At 43.1% G+C, this 13,981-nt stretch carries 14 protein-coding genes; 7 read left to right on the forward strand and 7 right to left on the reverse strand.

Annotated features, from left to right (window positions below; all coding sequences use genetic code 11):
- Positions 1–163: 163 nt before the first annotated feature.
- The 4 genes from MTX11_RS13235 to gatC all read right to left on the reverse strand — a co-directional run bounded on the left by MTX11_RS13235 (position 164) and on the right by gatC (position 4,224).
- The gene (locus MTX11_RS13235; RefSeq protein ID WP_243475314.1) at positions 164–811 is read right to left on the reverse strand and encodes a hypothetical protein; all 648 of its coding nucleotides are present in this window, start codon (positions 809–811) and stop codon (positions 164–166) included.
- 86 nt (positions 812–897) lie between these two features.
- The gene (gatB, locus tag MTX11_RS13240; RefSeq protein ID WP_243475315.1) at positions 898–2,379 is read right to left on the reverse strand and encodes an Asp-tRNA(Asn)/Glu-tRNA(Gln) amidotransferase subunit GatB; all 1,482 of its coding nucleotides are present in this window, start codon (positions 2,377–2,379) and stop codon (positions 898–900) included.
- Complete coding sequence (gatA, locus tag MTX11_RS13245; RefSeq protein WP_243475316.1) at positions 2,379–3,857, reverse strand: Asp-tRNA(Asn)/Glu-tRNA(Gln) amidotransferase subunit GatA; 1,479 nt, start codon at positions 3,855–3,857, stop codon at positions 2,379–2,381. Before gatA ends, gatB begins: the two co-directional genes overlap by 1 nt.
- A 52-nt stretch (positions 3,858–3,909) precedes the next feature.
- The gene (gatC, locus tag MTX11_RS13250) at positions 3,910–4,224 is read right to left on the reverse strand and encodes an Asp-tRNA(Asn)/Glu-tRNA(Gln) amidotransferase subunit GatC (protein WP_004279359.1); all 315 of its coding nucleotides are present in this window, start codon (positions 4,222–4,224) and stop codon (positions 3,910–3,912) included.
- 132 nt (positions 4,225–4,356) lie between these two features.
- Here gatC and MTX11_RS13255 point away from each other — a divergent pair, with 132 nt between their 5' ends.
- The 6 genes from MTX11_RS13255 (at position 4,357) to MTX11_RS13280 (ending at position 9,108) form a co-directional block, all read left to right on the forward strand.
- On the forward strand, positions 4,357–5,403 hold the full coding sequence (locus MTX11_RS13255) for a rod shape-determining protein (RefSeq protein ID WP_004279360.1): 1,047 nt from the start codon (positions 4,357–4,359) through the stop codon (positions 5,401–5,403).
- A gap of 16 nt (positions 5,404–5,419) precedes the next feature.
- Positions 5,420–6,277, forward strand: a complete 858-nt coding sequence (gene mreC / locus MTX11_RS13260) for a rod shape-determining protein MreC (protein ID WP_004279362.1) — start codon at positions 5,420–5,422, stop codon at positions 6,275–6,277.
- Positions 6,264–6,755, forward strand: a complete 492-nt coding sequence (gene mreD, locus MTX11_RS13265) for a rod shape-determining protein MreD (RefSeq protein ID WP_243475317.1) — start codon at positions 6,264–6,266, stop codon at positions 6,753–6,755. Before mreC ends, mreD begins: the two co-directional genes overlap by 14 nt.
- Positions 6,743–7,309, forward strand: coding sequence for a Maf-like protein (locus tag MTX11_RS13270; protein ID WP_243475318.1), 567 nt, complete (start codon positions 6,743–6,745; stop codon positions 7,307–7,309). The genes mreD and MTX11_RS13270 overlap by 13 nt, the downstream gene beginning before the upstream one ends.
- A gap of 38 nt (positions 7,310–7,347) precedes the next feature.
- Complete coding sequence (gene rng / locus MTX11_RS13275) at positions 7,348–8,802, forward strand: ribonuclease G (protein WP_243475319.1); 1,455 nt, start codon at positions 7,348–7,350, stop codon at positions 8,800–8,802.
- A 132-nt stretch (positions 8,803–8,934) separates the two neighbouring features.
- A complete protein-coding gene (locus MTX11_RS13280; RefSeq protein ID WP_004646222.1) occupies positions 8,935–9,108 on the forward strand; it encodes a PA1571 family protein in 174 nt (57 codons plus the stop codon).
- A gap of 208 nt (positions 9,109–9,316) precedes the next feature.
- Here MTX11_RS13280 and MTX11_RS13285 read toward each other — a convergent pair whose 3' ends face one another.
- Both MTX11_RS13285 and MTX11_RS13290 read right to left on the reverse strand, forming a co-directional pair.
- Entirely contained in the window at positions 9,317–10,699 is a 1,383-nt protein-coding gene (locus MTX11_RS13285) for a WS/DGAT/MGAT family O-acyltransferase (RefSeq protein WP_005251228.1), read from the reverse strand.
- Between the two features lie 463 nt (positions 10,700–11,162).
- Positions 11,163–11,897, reverse strand: a complete 735-nt coding sequence (locus tag MTX11_RS13290; protein WP_005104697.1) for a phosphoadenylyl-sulfate reductase — start codon at positions 11,895–11,897, stop codon at positions 11,163–11,165.
- Positions 11,898–12,101: 204 nt separating this feature from the next.
- Between MTX11_RS13290 and thrH the strand changes: the two genes are divergently transcribed.
- Positions 12,102–12,719: a bifunctional phosphoserine phosphatase/homoserine phosphotransferase ThrH gene (gene thrH / locus MTX11_RS13295; RefSeq protein WP_004646225.1), complete on the forward strand. Its 618-nt coding sequence runs from the start codon at positions 12,102–12,104 to the stop codon at positions 12,717–12,719.
- A 74-nt stretch (positions 12,720–12,793) separates the two neighbouring features.
- Here the strand turns inward: thrH and MTX11_RS13300 are convergent, their stop codons facing one another.
- The gene (locus tag MTX11_RS13300; protein WP_243475320.1) at positions 12,794–13,948 is read right to left on the reverse strand and encodes an OmpP1/FadL family transporter; all 1,155 of its coding nucleotides are present in this window, start codon (positions 13,946–13,948) and stop codon (positions 12,794–12,796) included.
- Positions 13,949–13,981 lie beyond the last annotated feature (33 nt).

Genomic DNA, 13,981 nt, shown 5'->3' on the forward strand with positions numbered 1-13,981 from the left:
ATCAAATGTAGTTGCCATAATGCATCATTCCTGTTTTTAACAGTTTAAGGAAATGACACAGTTTTTTGAACACTACCCTCTAAAGCGGGTTTTTTATTCCAAAATTAATCAGTTTTAACCAATCAATTTCTTCATTAATTCATTTACTTTTGCAGAGTTGGGTTCAGGATGCCAAATCGATAGAACTATCAGTTTCATTCATTTCTTTAGATTCATCTTTATCAGCACTATTCTTCATCAGCTTGAGAAAATTTAAAGCTTCTTTCATATCATCGGCAGTATTTAAGAATCTTGTAGCAAGTATAATCAGTGCGATACTAATTATATTATCGAACCAAGTTACTTTTAAAAACTCAATCCATCCAACTAATGTAAATATAGCTAAAGTAAGGAAACAAGCATACAAGACATAATTTAACTTGGATACATTGCTTGAGGTATATCTCTTTGTTTTAAAAGTAATTACATTATTATTGCTGTTATATGTAAGAAATCTACTTCCCCAGTAGTAATGATCTGTGGCTTGATCAAAGTTTACTAAACCCTTTTCATGTAAATTGATTAAATAGTGAAGTAATTCTGCATTCATATCTTTGGAGCGAGTAATATTTTGAGCAGCTTTATCTCTTAATAATTTGGGATACTTACTTTCATCTGCTTTATAAAATTTTTCAAAATATTCGATAAAATTATCTAATTCGTGCTTAAACTTTTTACGTTTGTGTTCGCCGATTGCATGTAAGGATTTAGGAATAGAGAATATTGCTACTACTATGCCAATAAGAGCTACGATGACATCGATTGATTCCATTATTTTTATTCAAATAATCATGATGTTTTAGTATATAAAAAAGCCCCGATAAATCGAGGCTTTTTTATTCAAATTAATGGTTTAAATCAACCAATCAATTTCTTCATCAACTCATTCACTTGCGCAGGGTTTGCCTTACCCTTAGACGCTTTCATGACTTGACCCACAAGACCGTTGAAAGCTTTCTCTTTACCAGACTTATACTCTTCAACCATCTTCTCGTTGGCAGCAAGTACTTCCTTAATAATTGCTTCAATCGCGCCTGTATCAGTTTCCTGTTTCAAGCCTTTCTCAGCAATAATCTCGTCCGCAGTTTTGCCTTCATCCCACATAAAGCCGAACACTTGTTTCGCGATCTTACCGCTAATGGTGTTATCGACAATACGTGCGATCATGCCGCCAAGTTTTTCCGCAGAAACAGGAGAATCTTGAAGATCTAGGCCTGCTTTGTTGAGCGCCCCTGAGAATTCGCCCATCACCCAGTTTGCAGCAATCTTACCTTGTGCAGCGCCGCCAGCAGCTTTCACGACTTCTTCATAAAACTCTGACATTTCACGTGTAAGCGTTAAAACGTGTGCATCGTACTCAGTCACACCAAAGTCCGCCACGAAACGTGCACGGCGTGCAGCAGGAAGCTCAGGCATGGTTGCTTTAATGGCTTCGATTTGCTCATCAGCAATCACCACAGGCAACAAGTCTGGGTCAGGGAAGTAGCGGTAATCGTTCGCTTCTTCTTTAGAACGCATTGAACGCGTTTCCATCTTTACAGGGTCGAACAGACGCGTTTCCTGATCAATGGTGCCATCCCATTCCAAAATTTCCATTTGACGTTCAATTTCAACATTGATCGCTTGTTCAATGAAACGGAATGAGTTCAGGTTTTTCAATTCACAACGTGTACCAAACGGTTGACCCGGACGACGTAAAGATACATTACAGTCACAGCGGAACGAACCCTCCGCCATGTTACCGTCAGAAATACCTAACCAGCGCACTAAAGTGTGAATTGCCTTGATATAAGCAACCGCTTCTTCAACCGAACGCATATCCGGTTCAGAAACGATTTCAAGCAGCGGCGTACCAGCACGGTTCAAGTCGATGCCTGACATACCTTCGAACTGATCATGAATCGATTTGCCTGCATCTTCCTCTAAATGCGCACGGGTTACGCCAATGCGTTTAACGGTGCCATCTTCAAGCTGGATGTCGATATGCCCCAAGCCCACAATCGGGTTGTCCATCTGGCTGATCTGGTAGCCTTTTGGAGAGTCCGGATAGAAGTAGTTTTTACGAGCAAATATAGAAGCCTGATCGATATACGCATCAATTCCTAAACCAAAGCGAATCGCAAGATCAACCACTTCTTTGTTTAATACCGGTAATACGCCCGGCATAGCCAAATCAACCAGGCTGGCTTGGGTGTTTGGATCATTACCGAATACAGTCGATGAACCTGAAAAAATTTTAGTATTGGTGGCAAGCTGAGTGTGAATCTCGATACCAATAACGACTTCCCAACCATCAATCAGGTTGGATTTTGGTTTAGCCGATTTTTGAGCTTGAGCCATTATGCGTTCTCCTCAGCAATTGCAGCGCGTTTTGTATGCCAATCGGTGGCCTGTTGATACTGGTGTACCACAGACAACAATTGAGATTCTGACCAGTAATTACCAATCAGCTGTAAGCCAACTGGCAAGTTATTTTGGTCAAAACCGACAGGCGCGTTAATCGCAGGAAGACCTGCCAGATTTACCGCAAGCGTATAAATATCGCCCAGGTACATTTCAACTGGCGTTAAATCTGCACCAATTTTATAGGCAGTCGTTGGCGCAGAAGGTGCTGCAATGACATCGACCGATTCAAATGCTTTAAGGAAATCTTGCTGGATCAGGCGACGTACTTTCTGTGCTTTTACATAGTAAGCATCGTAATAACCTGCAGACAGGGCATACGTACCAATCAGGATACGGCGTTGCACTTCTGCACCAAAACCTTCTGAACGTGAACGCTTGTACAGGTCCATCAGGTCCACAGGATTTTCTGCGCGATAGCCATAACGTACGCCATCAAAACGTGATAGGTTCGAAGAAGCTTCGGCAGGTGCGATCAGGTAATAAGTCGGAACATAGCTTTCAGTCATGTTGAGATCAATCTCAACCAGAATTGCGCCCATGTCTTCCAGTTTTTTCAGTGATTCTTCAACCCGGGCTTTGACTTCAGTATCTAGGCCAGCAACATTAAAATACTGTTTTGGAATACCAATGCGTAAACCTTTTACTGAGGTAGCGTTCAGATTCGCGACATAGTTATCTACCGCTTGATCCATTGAAGTTGAATCTTTTGCATCATGGCCGGCTATCACATTCATCAGGTAAGCACAGTCTTCTGCTGAACGCGCCATCGGACCGCCTTGATCCAGTGATGATGCATAAGCAATCATACCGAAGCGCGATACACGACCGTAAGTCGGTTTAAGACCGGTCAGACCACAGAATGATGCAGGTTGACGGATTGAACCACCGGTGTCAGTACCAGTTGCAAATGGTGCCAAATCCGCTGCCACAGCTGCTGCAGAACCGCCTGAAGAACCACCAGGGACATGGCCCAGGTTCCAAGGGTTGGCAGTTGCGCCGTAATATGAGTTCTCAGAGGTCGAACCCATCGCGAATTCGTCCATGTTCACTTTACCCAAAGTGACCAGGCCCGCAGCTTTACCTTTCGCTACAACGGTTGCGTCGTAAGGAGAGATAAAATTGTCCAGCATTTTTGAACCGGCAGTGGTTTTAATGCCTTGGGTACAGAAAATATCTTTGTGGGCAACTGGCACACCAGTCAGGGCAGAGGCATTGCCAGCTTTGATTGCAGCATCGGCAGCATCAGCTTGAGCCAATGCCTGTTCAGCAGTCACGGTCACATAAGCCTTGACCTGTGCATCAATTTTTTCGATGCGTTTTAAATAGTGTTGAGTCAATTCGCGGGATGAAAATTGAGCATTTGCCAAACCTTCAGTCAGTTCACGAATGGATAAGCGGTGTAAATCTGTCATGAGAAATAATTCTTTACGTTTAATTTAATAAAAAGAATGAACTGGGTAATAATTACTCAATCACGCGTGGGACGAGATACAAACCGTCCTGTACAGCAGGTGCAACTGCTTGGTATTCCTCACGATGATTGCTTTCCGACACGACATCTTCACGTAAAGGCTGTGGGTGGTCGAAAGGGCTTTTCAGTGGTTCAACACCGTCGGTATTGATGCCTTTCAGGGTTTCCATCATGCCTAAAATTTTATTTAAACTTTGAGCATATTCAGCAGATTGCGTATCATTGAGAGATAACCTTGCAAGGTTGGCAATAGCTGAAACTGTTTCTGCACTTAAATCTGCAGAATGCTGTGCATCCGATGTAGACATAATATTACCTAATCAGTATTAAAAAAATTCAAATTATCATGCGTTATGATAAGCGATTGACTTGTCCAAATCATCACATTTAGTTAAAGTGGCGACCTTGCGTCCATATAAAGTTTAACTGAGAACGTCCCCGTGATTCTAAAACGACTAATAGGCTTGTTTTCGCCCGATCTTGCCATTGATTTAGGTACAGCAAATACACTTATTTATGCGCCAGGACGAGGCATTATATTAAATGAACCAACGGTTGTAGCCATCCGTCATAGTGGTTCACATAAAATTGTTGCGGCAGTCGGTCTTGAAGCGAAGCAAATGCTAGGTCGTACCCCAGCCAATATCTCAGCGATCCGTCCTATGAAAGACGGTGTGATTGCGGATTTTGAAGTCACTGAGACCATGCTGAATCAGTTCATTCGCAAAGTACATGAAAACCGTTTATTTACTCCGGCACCGCGTGTCGTGGTTTGCGTGCCATGTAAGTCGACTCTGGTTGAGCGCCGTGCCATTCGTGAAGCCGTGTTTAATGCGGGCGCACGTGATGTACGTTTAATTGAAGAGCCAATGGCAGCAGCGATTGGTGCAGGTATGCCAGTTGAGCAGGCTTGTGGTTCGATGGTGGTCGATGTTGGCGGTGGTACCACTGAAATTGCAATCATTTCCCTACAAGGTTGTGTTTATGCAGACTCTTTACGGATTGGCGGTGATGTCTTTGATGAGCAGATCATTAACTATGTGCGTAAAGCGCATGGCTGTGTGATCGGCGAAACCACGGCAGAAGTGATCAAAAAAGAAGTGGGTATGGCGTTGCCAGATGAAGGTGCTAAACCGCTTGAAATTGAAGTTCGTGGCCGTAACCTCGCAGAAGGTGTGCCTCGCGCAATCGTGGTTAATTCTGACGAAGTCACCCAAGCGATTTCTGATCCATTGCAAAACATCGTGTCTGCTGTGAAATCTGCGCTAGAACACACACCTCCTGAGCTTTCTTCGGACATCGCTGAACGCGGTATCGTGTTAACTGGTGGTGGTGCATTGCTACGTAACCTGGACAAGCTGCTTGCCAAAGAAACTGGCCTGCCGGTGGTGGTGGCAGAAGATCCACTATCATGCGTGACACGTGGTGGCGGCAAGGTACTCGAATTTTTCGACAACCCAAATCATGACATGTTATTCGTAGGCTAAGAAAAGGATCCGGCGGGTGCAAGCACATCTGTTTTCTCGACAACCGCCATCTTTTCGCTCTTTTATCATTGCATTGGTGACATGCCTGGTGGTGCTTTTCTTTGATTGGCGCATGCCGCATGTTGTTCAACCTGCAAGGGATGTCCTGTACGCTGCTTATAATCCTATTTATGCGGTGGCCAGTTATCCGGTATTGTCGCGAGAGTGGTTGAATCAACAAACCAAGTCTGAAGCTCAGTTGCGCCGGGAAAATACCGCGATGCAGGCCGAGTTGCTACAGGCACAGGTACGCTTACAAAAAATCTCTGAACTTTCTGCTGAAAATACCCGTTTGCGCGGTCTGCTCGATACACCACTGATCATTGACGGGCGTATTGAAATTGCGGAAGTGATTGGCACCGATGCCGATCCTTTAAGACATATCATTGTGATCAACCGGGGTTCAAATAACGAGCTGAAAGTCGGGCAAACCGTACTGGATGACAAGGGGATTATGGGGCAGATTATCAATGTCTATCCGCATAGTAGCCGGGTCATGCTGTTGTCTGATAAAGAACATTCACTGTCAGTGCGTTTGGAACATACCGGAATGCGTGCCATTGTTTCGGGCACGGGCGATCTGGGACGTTTAAAAATGGAATATGTACCGACCAGTGCTAACATCAAGGTTGGTGAAAAAGTCTATAGTTCGGGCTTGGGACAACATTTCCCGGCAGGTTATCTGGTAGGGCAGGTGTCTAAAGTACAACGGCATAATTCCGGTGAATTTGCCCAGATTGATGTCACGCCTGCAGCCCAACTGGCTGGTGGACATCATGTGGTGGTGTTATTTTCCGATTCATTAGCGATGGAGCAACCGCATGTCAATCGCTAAGATGAAATCCAGACAGCATCGTGATCCTTTAATGGCTATTGTCATTTCGGTGATTGTGGCTTCTATTTTAATGGTCTATCCACTTTCCTATAATCTCTCGGGCTGGCGTCCGCTGTTTATGCTGATGATCATGCTTTTCTGGGTGCTGTGCCAGCCGACCTGGTGTGGCATCTGGTTTGCCTTTGGTACCGGTATTTTTATTGATCTGCTGCTGGATGCACCTTTGGGTCTGAATGCGCTGAGCTTTATCATTATTGCCTTTTTAGCCCGCTTTCTAACCCGTGAGCGCCGTATCCTGACCTTTAATAATCTCTGGGTGATTATGGGGCTGGCGATTGTCGCGCATCTGCTAATGATCTTTTTTTCCCAGATTGTGGCTGGCGTGCAATTTTCTTATGCAAGGCACTGGATTCCGATGCTGACCAGTATTCTGGTTTGGCCTGCTATTTATTATGTGCTCAAAAAATGGCGCGTATAATTCTTGCTTCGAGCTCACCCCGGCGCCGCGAGTTGTTACAGCAACTCGGGCTGAGCTTCGATATTTACAGTCCAGAAATTGACGAATCGGTACAAGCAGGCGAGTCGGTCGCAGCCTATGTTGAACGTCTGGCACGAGCCAAAGCAGATGCCGTGGCTGAGTATTATCCAGATGCCATCATCATTGCTGCGGATACCAGTCTGGGGGTGGATCAGGAGATTCTGGGTAAGCCTGAATCCAAACAACATGCGATTGAAATGTGGACAAAAATCTCCGGTCGATGGCATGATGTCTATAGCGGTGTCTGTGTTCGTACAAAAGATGAAAAATACAGTATAGTGGTACGTACGCAGGTCGAATTTCAAATCCTGAGCGCCGTAGATATGGAAAGTTACTGGGCGACAGGTGAGCCACTGGGTAAAGCCGGGGCTTATGCGATTCAAGGAATTGCAGCACGTTATATTCCAAAAATACAGGGCAGTTATTCCAATGTGGTCGGCTTGCCTTTATATGAGACAGTACAGTTATTACAGACGGTTAAGGCACTAAATTAACTGCTGAAAAGAATTCTTATAATGTTTTGAGTGTAGTTATGTCTGACGAGTTGTTGATTAATGTCACGCCGATGGAATGTCGGGTCGCGTTAATTGAAAACGGCACGGTCAATGAACTGTTTGTCGAGCGTACGGCCAAGCGTGGCCTGGTAGGGAATGTCTATAAAGGAAAAGTGGTGCGGGTCTTACCCGGCATGCAGGCTGCTTTCGTGGATATCGGACTTTCTCGTACTGCGTTTTTACATATCAATGATATGGTCTGGCCCCGCAATCAACCGACGCCGAATGTCTTTGAGTTACTTCAACCGGGACAAGTCCTCACGGTTCAGGTGATGAAAGATATGCTCGGTACCAAAGGCGCACGCCTGTCTACCGATCTCTCTATTCCTTCGCGTTATTTGGTGCTGATGCCATATGGCAATCATATAGGTGTATCACAACGGATTGAATCTGAGGAAGAGCGCAATCGTTTGCGTTCGATTATTGAGCGGATTCAGGCCGAGCATAAGCTGCCAGGCTCAGTGATTGTACGTACCGCTGCTGAAGGTATTGAAGAAGCAGCCATTGCCCAAGATATGGCTTATCTGGCCAAGCTTTGGGAATATATCCAGCGCAAGCAGAAGATTATTGCAGTACCGTCTTTGATCTTTGAAGAATTGCCTTTGCCGCAACGGGTGATTCGTGATCTGGCCAATGAAGAAACTGCTAAAATTTACGTGGATTCACGTGAAATTCATGCCAAGTTGCAGGAATTTGTCGAAGAATTTGTCCCGAACATGAAAGACCGTTTGCTGCATTATCCGGGCGAGCGGCCAATTTTCGACTTGTATAATGTCGAAGAAGATCTGCAAAAGGCATTGCAAACTCGTGTCGCATTGAAGTCTGGCGGTTATCTGATGATTGACCAGACTGAAGCCATGGCCACAATTGATGTCAATACCGGTTCTTATGTTGGTGGCCGTTCGTTGGAAGATACGGTTTTTAAAACCAATATGGAAGCGACGGATGTTATCGCGCGTCAGTTACGTCTGCGTAATCTCGGCGGCATTATTATCATCGACTTCATCGATATGCAGGAAGCGCAGCATCGTGAAGAAGTGATGAAACAGTTTGAGCGCATGCTGGAACGTGACCATGCCAAGACCAAGATTACTCAGGTATCAGAACTGGGCTTGGTGGAAATGACCCGGAAACGCACCCGTGAGTCGCTGGAACATCTGCTGTGCGAGTCTTGTCCGACCTGTCAAGGACGCGGTTATGTCAAAACAGCCGAGTCAGTATGTTACGAAATATTCAGGGAGATTCTGCGTTATGCTCGTGCTTATGAGTCACAGAGTGGCTTTACTGTTGTCGCGCATCCGGCTGTCATTGATCGATTATTGACGGCAGAAGCGCCTGCAGTCGCTGATCTAGAACATTTCATTAATCGCGTGATTAAGTTTCAGGTGGAAAATCTATATACGCAAGAGCAATACGATATCATTCTCAGCTGAAATTGTAACAGAATATCGTTAAACACTTGTTACATCTGAAATTTTACAACCGGGCCTTTATTTACAATACTAGATGCATGAATTAGCCAAAGCCGTTTCTCCCAGTTTCAGGCTTAGCAAAAGGAGTGTGTGATGAGTATGAGTAAAGCAGTAATCCATAAAGGCCTAAAACACGTATTAGAACCAAAGACTGTACATGCGGGATATATCGTTGATGAGCGCGGTAATGAAGTTCAGATTACCGCGAGCATGATCCGTAACGTCTGCCATCAATTATTACAACAGTGCCGTACTATTAAAAGCTGATTATATTTGTGCATTGTTTTTAACTTGTCAAAAAATGATTTGGATAGACGTTTAAATAGAGAAGTCATCCAAAATTTCTAAAATAATTTAAAAAGATTCCAAAAAATAAAGAAAAGGGACCAGATCGGTCCCTTTATTCTGTGCTCAAAGACTGGCAAAAATGATCAACACCTTTGACAATCCATCTATTTTATTTATTCATCCGCGGCTAGCTTACCGCCCGTAACTTTGGGACAGGTTCGCCATCTACAATAAGTTCAAAACGTTGAATTTCTTCTTCCAGATGTGTCAGCAAGTTCTGCATTTTCGGCAGGGCATTACGACATGCGGTCAAGCCGACTTCCAGTTTGTCTAAATAGCTGGTCATGGTGATATTCAAGGCCTGACCATCCAGTACGATAGAAGCCGGATAAAGTGCTTCAAGACGGGCACCATTCCAGTAAAGGGGCTCTTGTGGTCCAGGTACATTGGAAATAATCACGTTAAACGCCTGACGTGTCGGCATTAAACCGGAGGCAATATTCAGACCTGCTGCACCATAGACAAAGGCACTATAGTTCAAAATCTGGTTGGCATTCATGCGTTTGAAGCGCTCTTTGGCACTCAGCACACTGCGGCGTACGATCTTGAGACGTTCTAGCGGATCTTCTTTATGCGTGCCCAGATTGGCCAGAATCATGGTAATACGGTTGGATATATCTGAATCGTCACTGCGAACAGAAGCTGGAACCATAGCAATTAACGGTTTTTTCGGTAAGGCATTTTGCGATAATAAATATTCACGTAATGCACCTGAACAAATGGCCAAGACAATATCATTAATGGTCACGCCCAATGCCTTAGAAATATGACGTAAACGTGAAAATTCGAAAGACTGGGCTGCAAAGCGACGTGAAGCACTGACGCGTTGATTCAGAATACTGCTTGGCGCCTGAAAGCTGGATACATAATCCGGATTGCGTCCCATATCTTTCATGACGGTTTGCGACAATTCATAAGCAACTCGTGGCGCACATTCCAGTTGCCCCTTAATGGTCTGCAGGACATTTTTAAACCTGTTCACTTTAGGTGCTTTAAGGCGTTTGGCACGTGGGCCTTCCACACACCATGGCGGTACAATACTCTTGGCATTTGGATCATGTGAAAGCGACTTTTCTACCAGACGCATGCCAGCGATTCCATCCACCATAGCATGGTGAATTTTGAAATACATGGCAAAACGGTTTCCTTCAATGCCTTCAATAATATGACAGGTCCATAAAGGTTTGGCACGATCAATCAGGGCACTATGTTCTTGAGAAATATAGGTTAGCAATTCACGGATACGGCCCGGTTTTGGCAGGGCAATATGACGAAAATGATGATCTAAATCAAATTCTTGGTCTTCATCCCAAAACAGGCCGTTTAAATAATTGTTAAAAGGTGGGATAGGGGAGCATTTCGAATTTTGGATATCCGTGACAAGATCCTGAATAAAGGAAGCTGGCGCATTGTCGGGAATTTGGAATAAAAATAGTCCACCTACATGCATAGGCTGCTGCCGTTTCTCTAAAGTTAAGAAAATAAAATCAATTGGATGTAATGGACGCATAGCGTGGATTGCCTCACTGCACTCTCTATGGCTTTTTTGCTAAAAAGCCTTGTTAGAATTATTACTTTAGTTTTTAAAGTATATCTTTTTTAGCATATAAATGAACTGCTTTATCTTGCCTCAACTGTGAAAAAGTGGCTATTGACAAGAACAAAATATCTTCCTAAGTTTATGAAATGTGAAAATTTTAGTTTTAAAATAGTTTTCTAAAAATAGTATTTACTAGGCGAAGTGGAGTGTAACTTAATAATTATGTGTTATTAGAAGAATAGCATTGTGTTCCATTTCACATTTTATGCAAATAAATCAATGAGCTAAAATTTTATCAATTCTTTAATTAAAATAATATTATCCCGATAAAAGGTAATTTCTATCTTGTCACTAAATGTAAAATTATCAATTAAAAAAGACTATCTTTATTAAAAAATAGTCTTTCAATCAATAGGAACGATAAAACTTAACTTTATTTTTTTAGATTGCCAGCATGTAAGCCACATTCTTTATGGGTGGCTTCTTCCCACCACCAGCGGCCTTCGCGTTCATGCTGATTTGGCAGCACAGGGCGGGTGCAAGGTTCACAGCCAATTGAAACAAAACCTTTCTCATGCAGGGTATTATAAGGGACTTCCATCATACGGATATAACTCCAGACATCTGCACTGGACCAGTTGGCTAGAGGATTGTACTTAATCAACTGCTTTCCAGGACCGGAGAAACCTGGATCGGCCTGAACCACAGGAATTTCATTGCGTGTACCCGGACTTTGGTCTTTGCGCTGACCAGTAATCCAGCCATCTAATGTGGCCAGTTTTTTACGTAGCGGTTGAACCTTGCGTATACCGCAACATTCCTGATGACCATCTTCAAAGAAACTGAATAAACCTTTGGTGGTCACTAAATTTTGTACTGCATCAGTTTCAGGGAAGCAGATTTCAATTTCGATGTTGTAATGCTTACGCACCCGTTCAATAAACTGATACGTCTCTGCATGTAGACGGCCAGTGTCCAGACTGAATACCCGGAACGGTTTACCGAGATGCGACGCCATATCAATCAATACAACATCTTCAGCACCAGAAAATGAAATCGCAATTTCACCTTGCTGGCTCAGTGCAAGTGCCAAAATTTCATTGGGCGATTTATCAGCATATTCAGATGCAAGCGCATCAATACGATCAATAGTAGGAATGATGGTCATGAGAGTCCTGGCGATATAGGCTTGGAAAGGACATGGCCTATATTAGTTAATTTCACATCTATTTTAATAGAATTGATTTAATTGACTTATCACTAAAAAATAAATACTTATGAAAAAAATAGATTTAAAAAAGTACAGTGCAAAATCTGTTTCTTCAGCTATGATAGTGCAAAATTTTTTCAATACAACTTAGAGGGAATGTTCATGGAAGTCGTATGTCTAGATTTAGAAGGTGTGTTGGTTCCAGAAATCTGGATTAACTTTGCCAAAAAAACCGGTATTAAAGAGCTTGAAGCGACGACTCGTGACATTCCTGACTATGATGTACTGATGACCCAACGTCTGAATATTTTAAAACAGCACGGTTTAGGCTTGAACGATATTCAGGAAGTGATTGCAGAAATGGGTCCATTCCCAGGAGCAAAAGAATTTGTGAAATGGGTGAGTACGCATTTTCAATTGATTATTCTTTCAGATACTTTCTATGAATTTGCACATCCATTGATGAAGCAACTGGATTGGCCGACGATTTTCTGTCATAAACTGGAAACAGATGAAGCAGGCATGATCTCGGCTTATAAACTTCGTCAGCCGGACCAAAAACGTCAAGCCGTAAAAGCATTACATGGCTTGAACTTCCGTGTGATTGCAGCAGGAGATTCTTATAATGATACCACGATGCTAGGTGAAGCAGATCATGGTTTCCTGTTTGATGCGCCTGAAAATGTGATTGCTGAATTCCCGCAATTCCCGCCAATTCGTGGTTATGATGCGTTAAAAGAAGCGATTCGTAATGCTTCAGTACGTGATATTCCAGCTTAATATTTAAGTGTATGTAATAAAAGAAAGGGCGCTTATAGCGCCCTTTCTTGTTGAATACTAATTTTTTAACGCAATTAGAAACGGTAACCGATTTTCATACCATAGCCGAGTGCATGGTTATCTTCAAAATCGCCAAGTTCGTTCTTACCTGCTTTCGCAGTTGCATCACCTAACCAGAAGTATTTCACACCACCTTGAATGAAATAGTTTTCTGCAGGGCTATATTGCGCGCCTAAGCCTACATTCCAGTAGCCTTCAGTTGGACCTAAAGTAGTGACCGGGTTGCCTGCACCAGAGTCATAACCTACAGAAGTAGAACCTGACCATTTGTCGCTAAATTTACGGCCAACACCAACATTTGCAGACCATTGGTCATCTGAATAATCAATCAAATTATTGCCTGAAGCATTTTTAAGATATTCAGGGGTTACTGCAAATTGATCCCAATGTACCCAACGTACGTTTGCAAATGCGATCGTATTGGCTGCTACACCGGTTTGAAAGTCTAAGTTTACTGACTGAGGGGTTACCGCATGGACATCAGAAGTCAGTAATGTTGCTACACCACGTGGACTAGAAAATGTTTCGACACTTTTGGCTTTATGATCAATTTCAGAACGATAAGTTACAGCAGCTTTTAATGCAATTTCTGGAATTTGATAAGCAAAACCAGCAAGCCAGCCAAAAGCTTCTTCTTGTTCGATATGGATGTTATAGCCACTCAGGCCACGTTTAGTAGGGTCAGTTGGAGATGCACCATATCCTAAACCACGAAGAGAAATATCGGCTTCTACCGTTTGCCATACCGGACCTGCATAAAAGTTCCAGTTTTCTGTTGGCTGGTAACCAATAAGTGCAGTTATATTATGTGTTTTTACTTCTACAGAAGTTGACTCATTCCCTTGAGAAAAAATAGAAAGAGGACCTACAGCTTGATAGTTTGAATCTGCACCATAAGGCTGATCATAAATCAGGCCTAAAGAAATTTTATCGGTTGCTTGTACTTTAATTGCGGCATTAGCGAAGTAATAAGATTCCGCCATATCATCCGCATTAAGCTGTTTTGATTTTACTTCAGCATCAAGAACAGAAATACCTGCTTCAGCATAGTTACCCGGCTGTAAAAAAGCAGAAATAGATTGACCAGAACGGTCTAAGCCAGCTGCTTGAACTGCAGAAAGAGGTAAAGTGCTAAGTAAAATAGCAGAATAAATTTTATTGAGCTTCATGGTACGTTCCCTGATGCCATCTGTAACAAAAAT

This window comes from Acinetobacter lwoffii, assembly GCF_022809915.1.
Lineage (GTDB): Bacteria > Pseudomonadota > Gammaproteobacteria > Pseudomonadales > Moraxellaceae > Acinetobacter > Acinetobacter lwoffii_M.

Excerpts from the sequence above, each read along its gene's own strand:
- MTX11_RS13235 (WP_243475314.1), bottom strand. The coding sequence starts at position 811 with ATGGAATCAATCGATGTCATCGTAGCTCTTATTGGCATAGTAGTAGCA.
- gatB (WP_243475315.1), bottom strand. The coding sequence starts at position 2,379 with ATGGCTCAAGCTCAAAAATCGGCTAAACCAAAATCCAACCTGATTGAT.
- gatA (WP_243475316.1), bottom strand. The coding sequence starts at position 3,857 with ATGACAGATTTACACCGCTTATCCATTCGTGAACTGACTGAAGGTTTG.
- gatC (WP_004279359.1), bottom strand. The coding sequence starts at position 4,224 with ATGTCTACATCGGATGCACAGCATTCTGCAGATTTAAGTGCAGAAACA.
- mreD (WP_243475317.1), top strand. The coding sequence starts at position 6,264 with ATGTCAATCGCTAAGATGAAATCCAGACAGCATCGTGATCCTTTAATG.
- MTX11_RS13270 (WP_243475318.1), top strand. The coding sequence starts at position 6,743 with ATGGCGCGTATAATTCTTGCTTCGAGCTCACCCCGGCGCCGCGAGTTG.
- rng (WP_243475319.1), top strand. The coding sequence starts at position 7,348 with ATGTCTGACGAGTTGTTGATTAATGTCACGCCGATGGAATGTCGGGTC.
- MTX11_RS13280 (WP_004646222.1), top strand. The coding sequence starts at position 8,935 with ATGAGTATGAGTAAAGCAGTAATCCATAAAGGCCTAAAACACGTATTA.
- MTX11_RS13285 (WP_005251228.1), bottom strand. The coding sequence starts at position 10,699 with ATGCGTCCATTACATCCAATTGATTTTATTTTCTTAACTTTAGAGAAA.
- MTX11_RS13290 (WP_005104697.1), bottom strand. The coding sequence starts at position 11,897 with ATGACCATCATTCCTACTATTGATCGTATTGATGCGCTTGCATCTGAA.
- thrH (WP_004646225.1), top strand. The coding sequence starts at position 12,102 with ATGGAAGTCGTATGTCTAGATTTAGAAGGTGTGTTGGTTCCAGAAATC.
- MTX11_RS13300 (WP_243475320.1), bottom strand. The coding sequence starts at position 13,948 with ATGAAGCTCAATAAAATTTATTCTGCTATTTTACTTAGCACTTTACCT.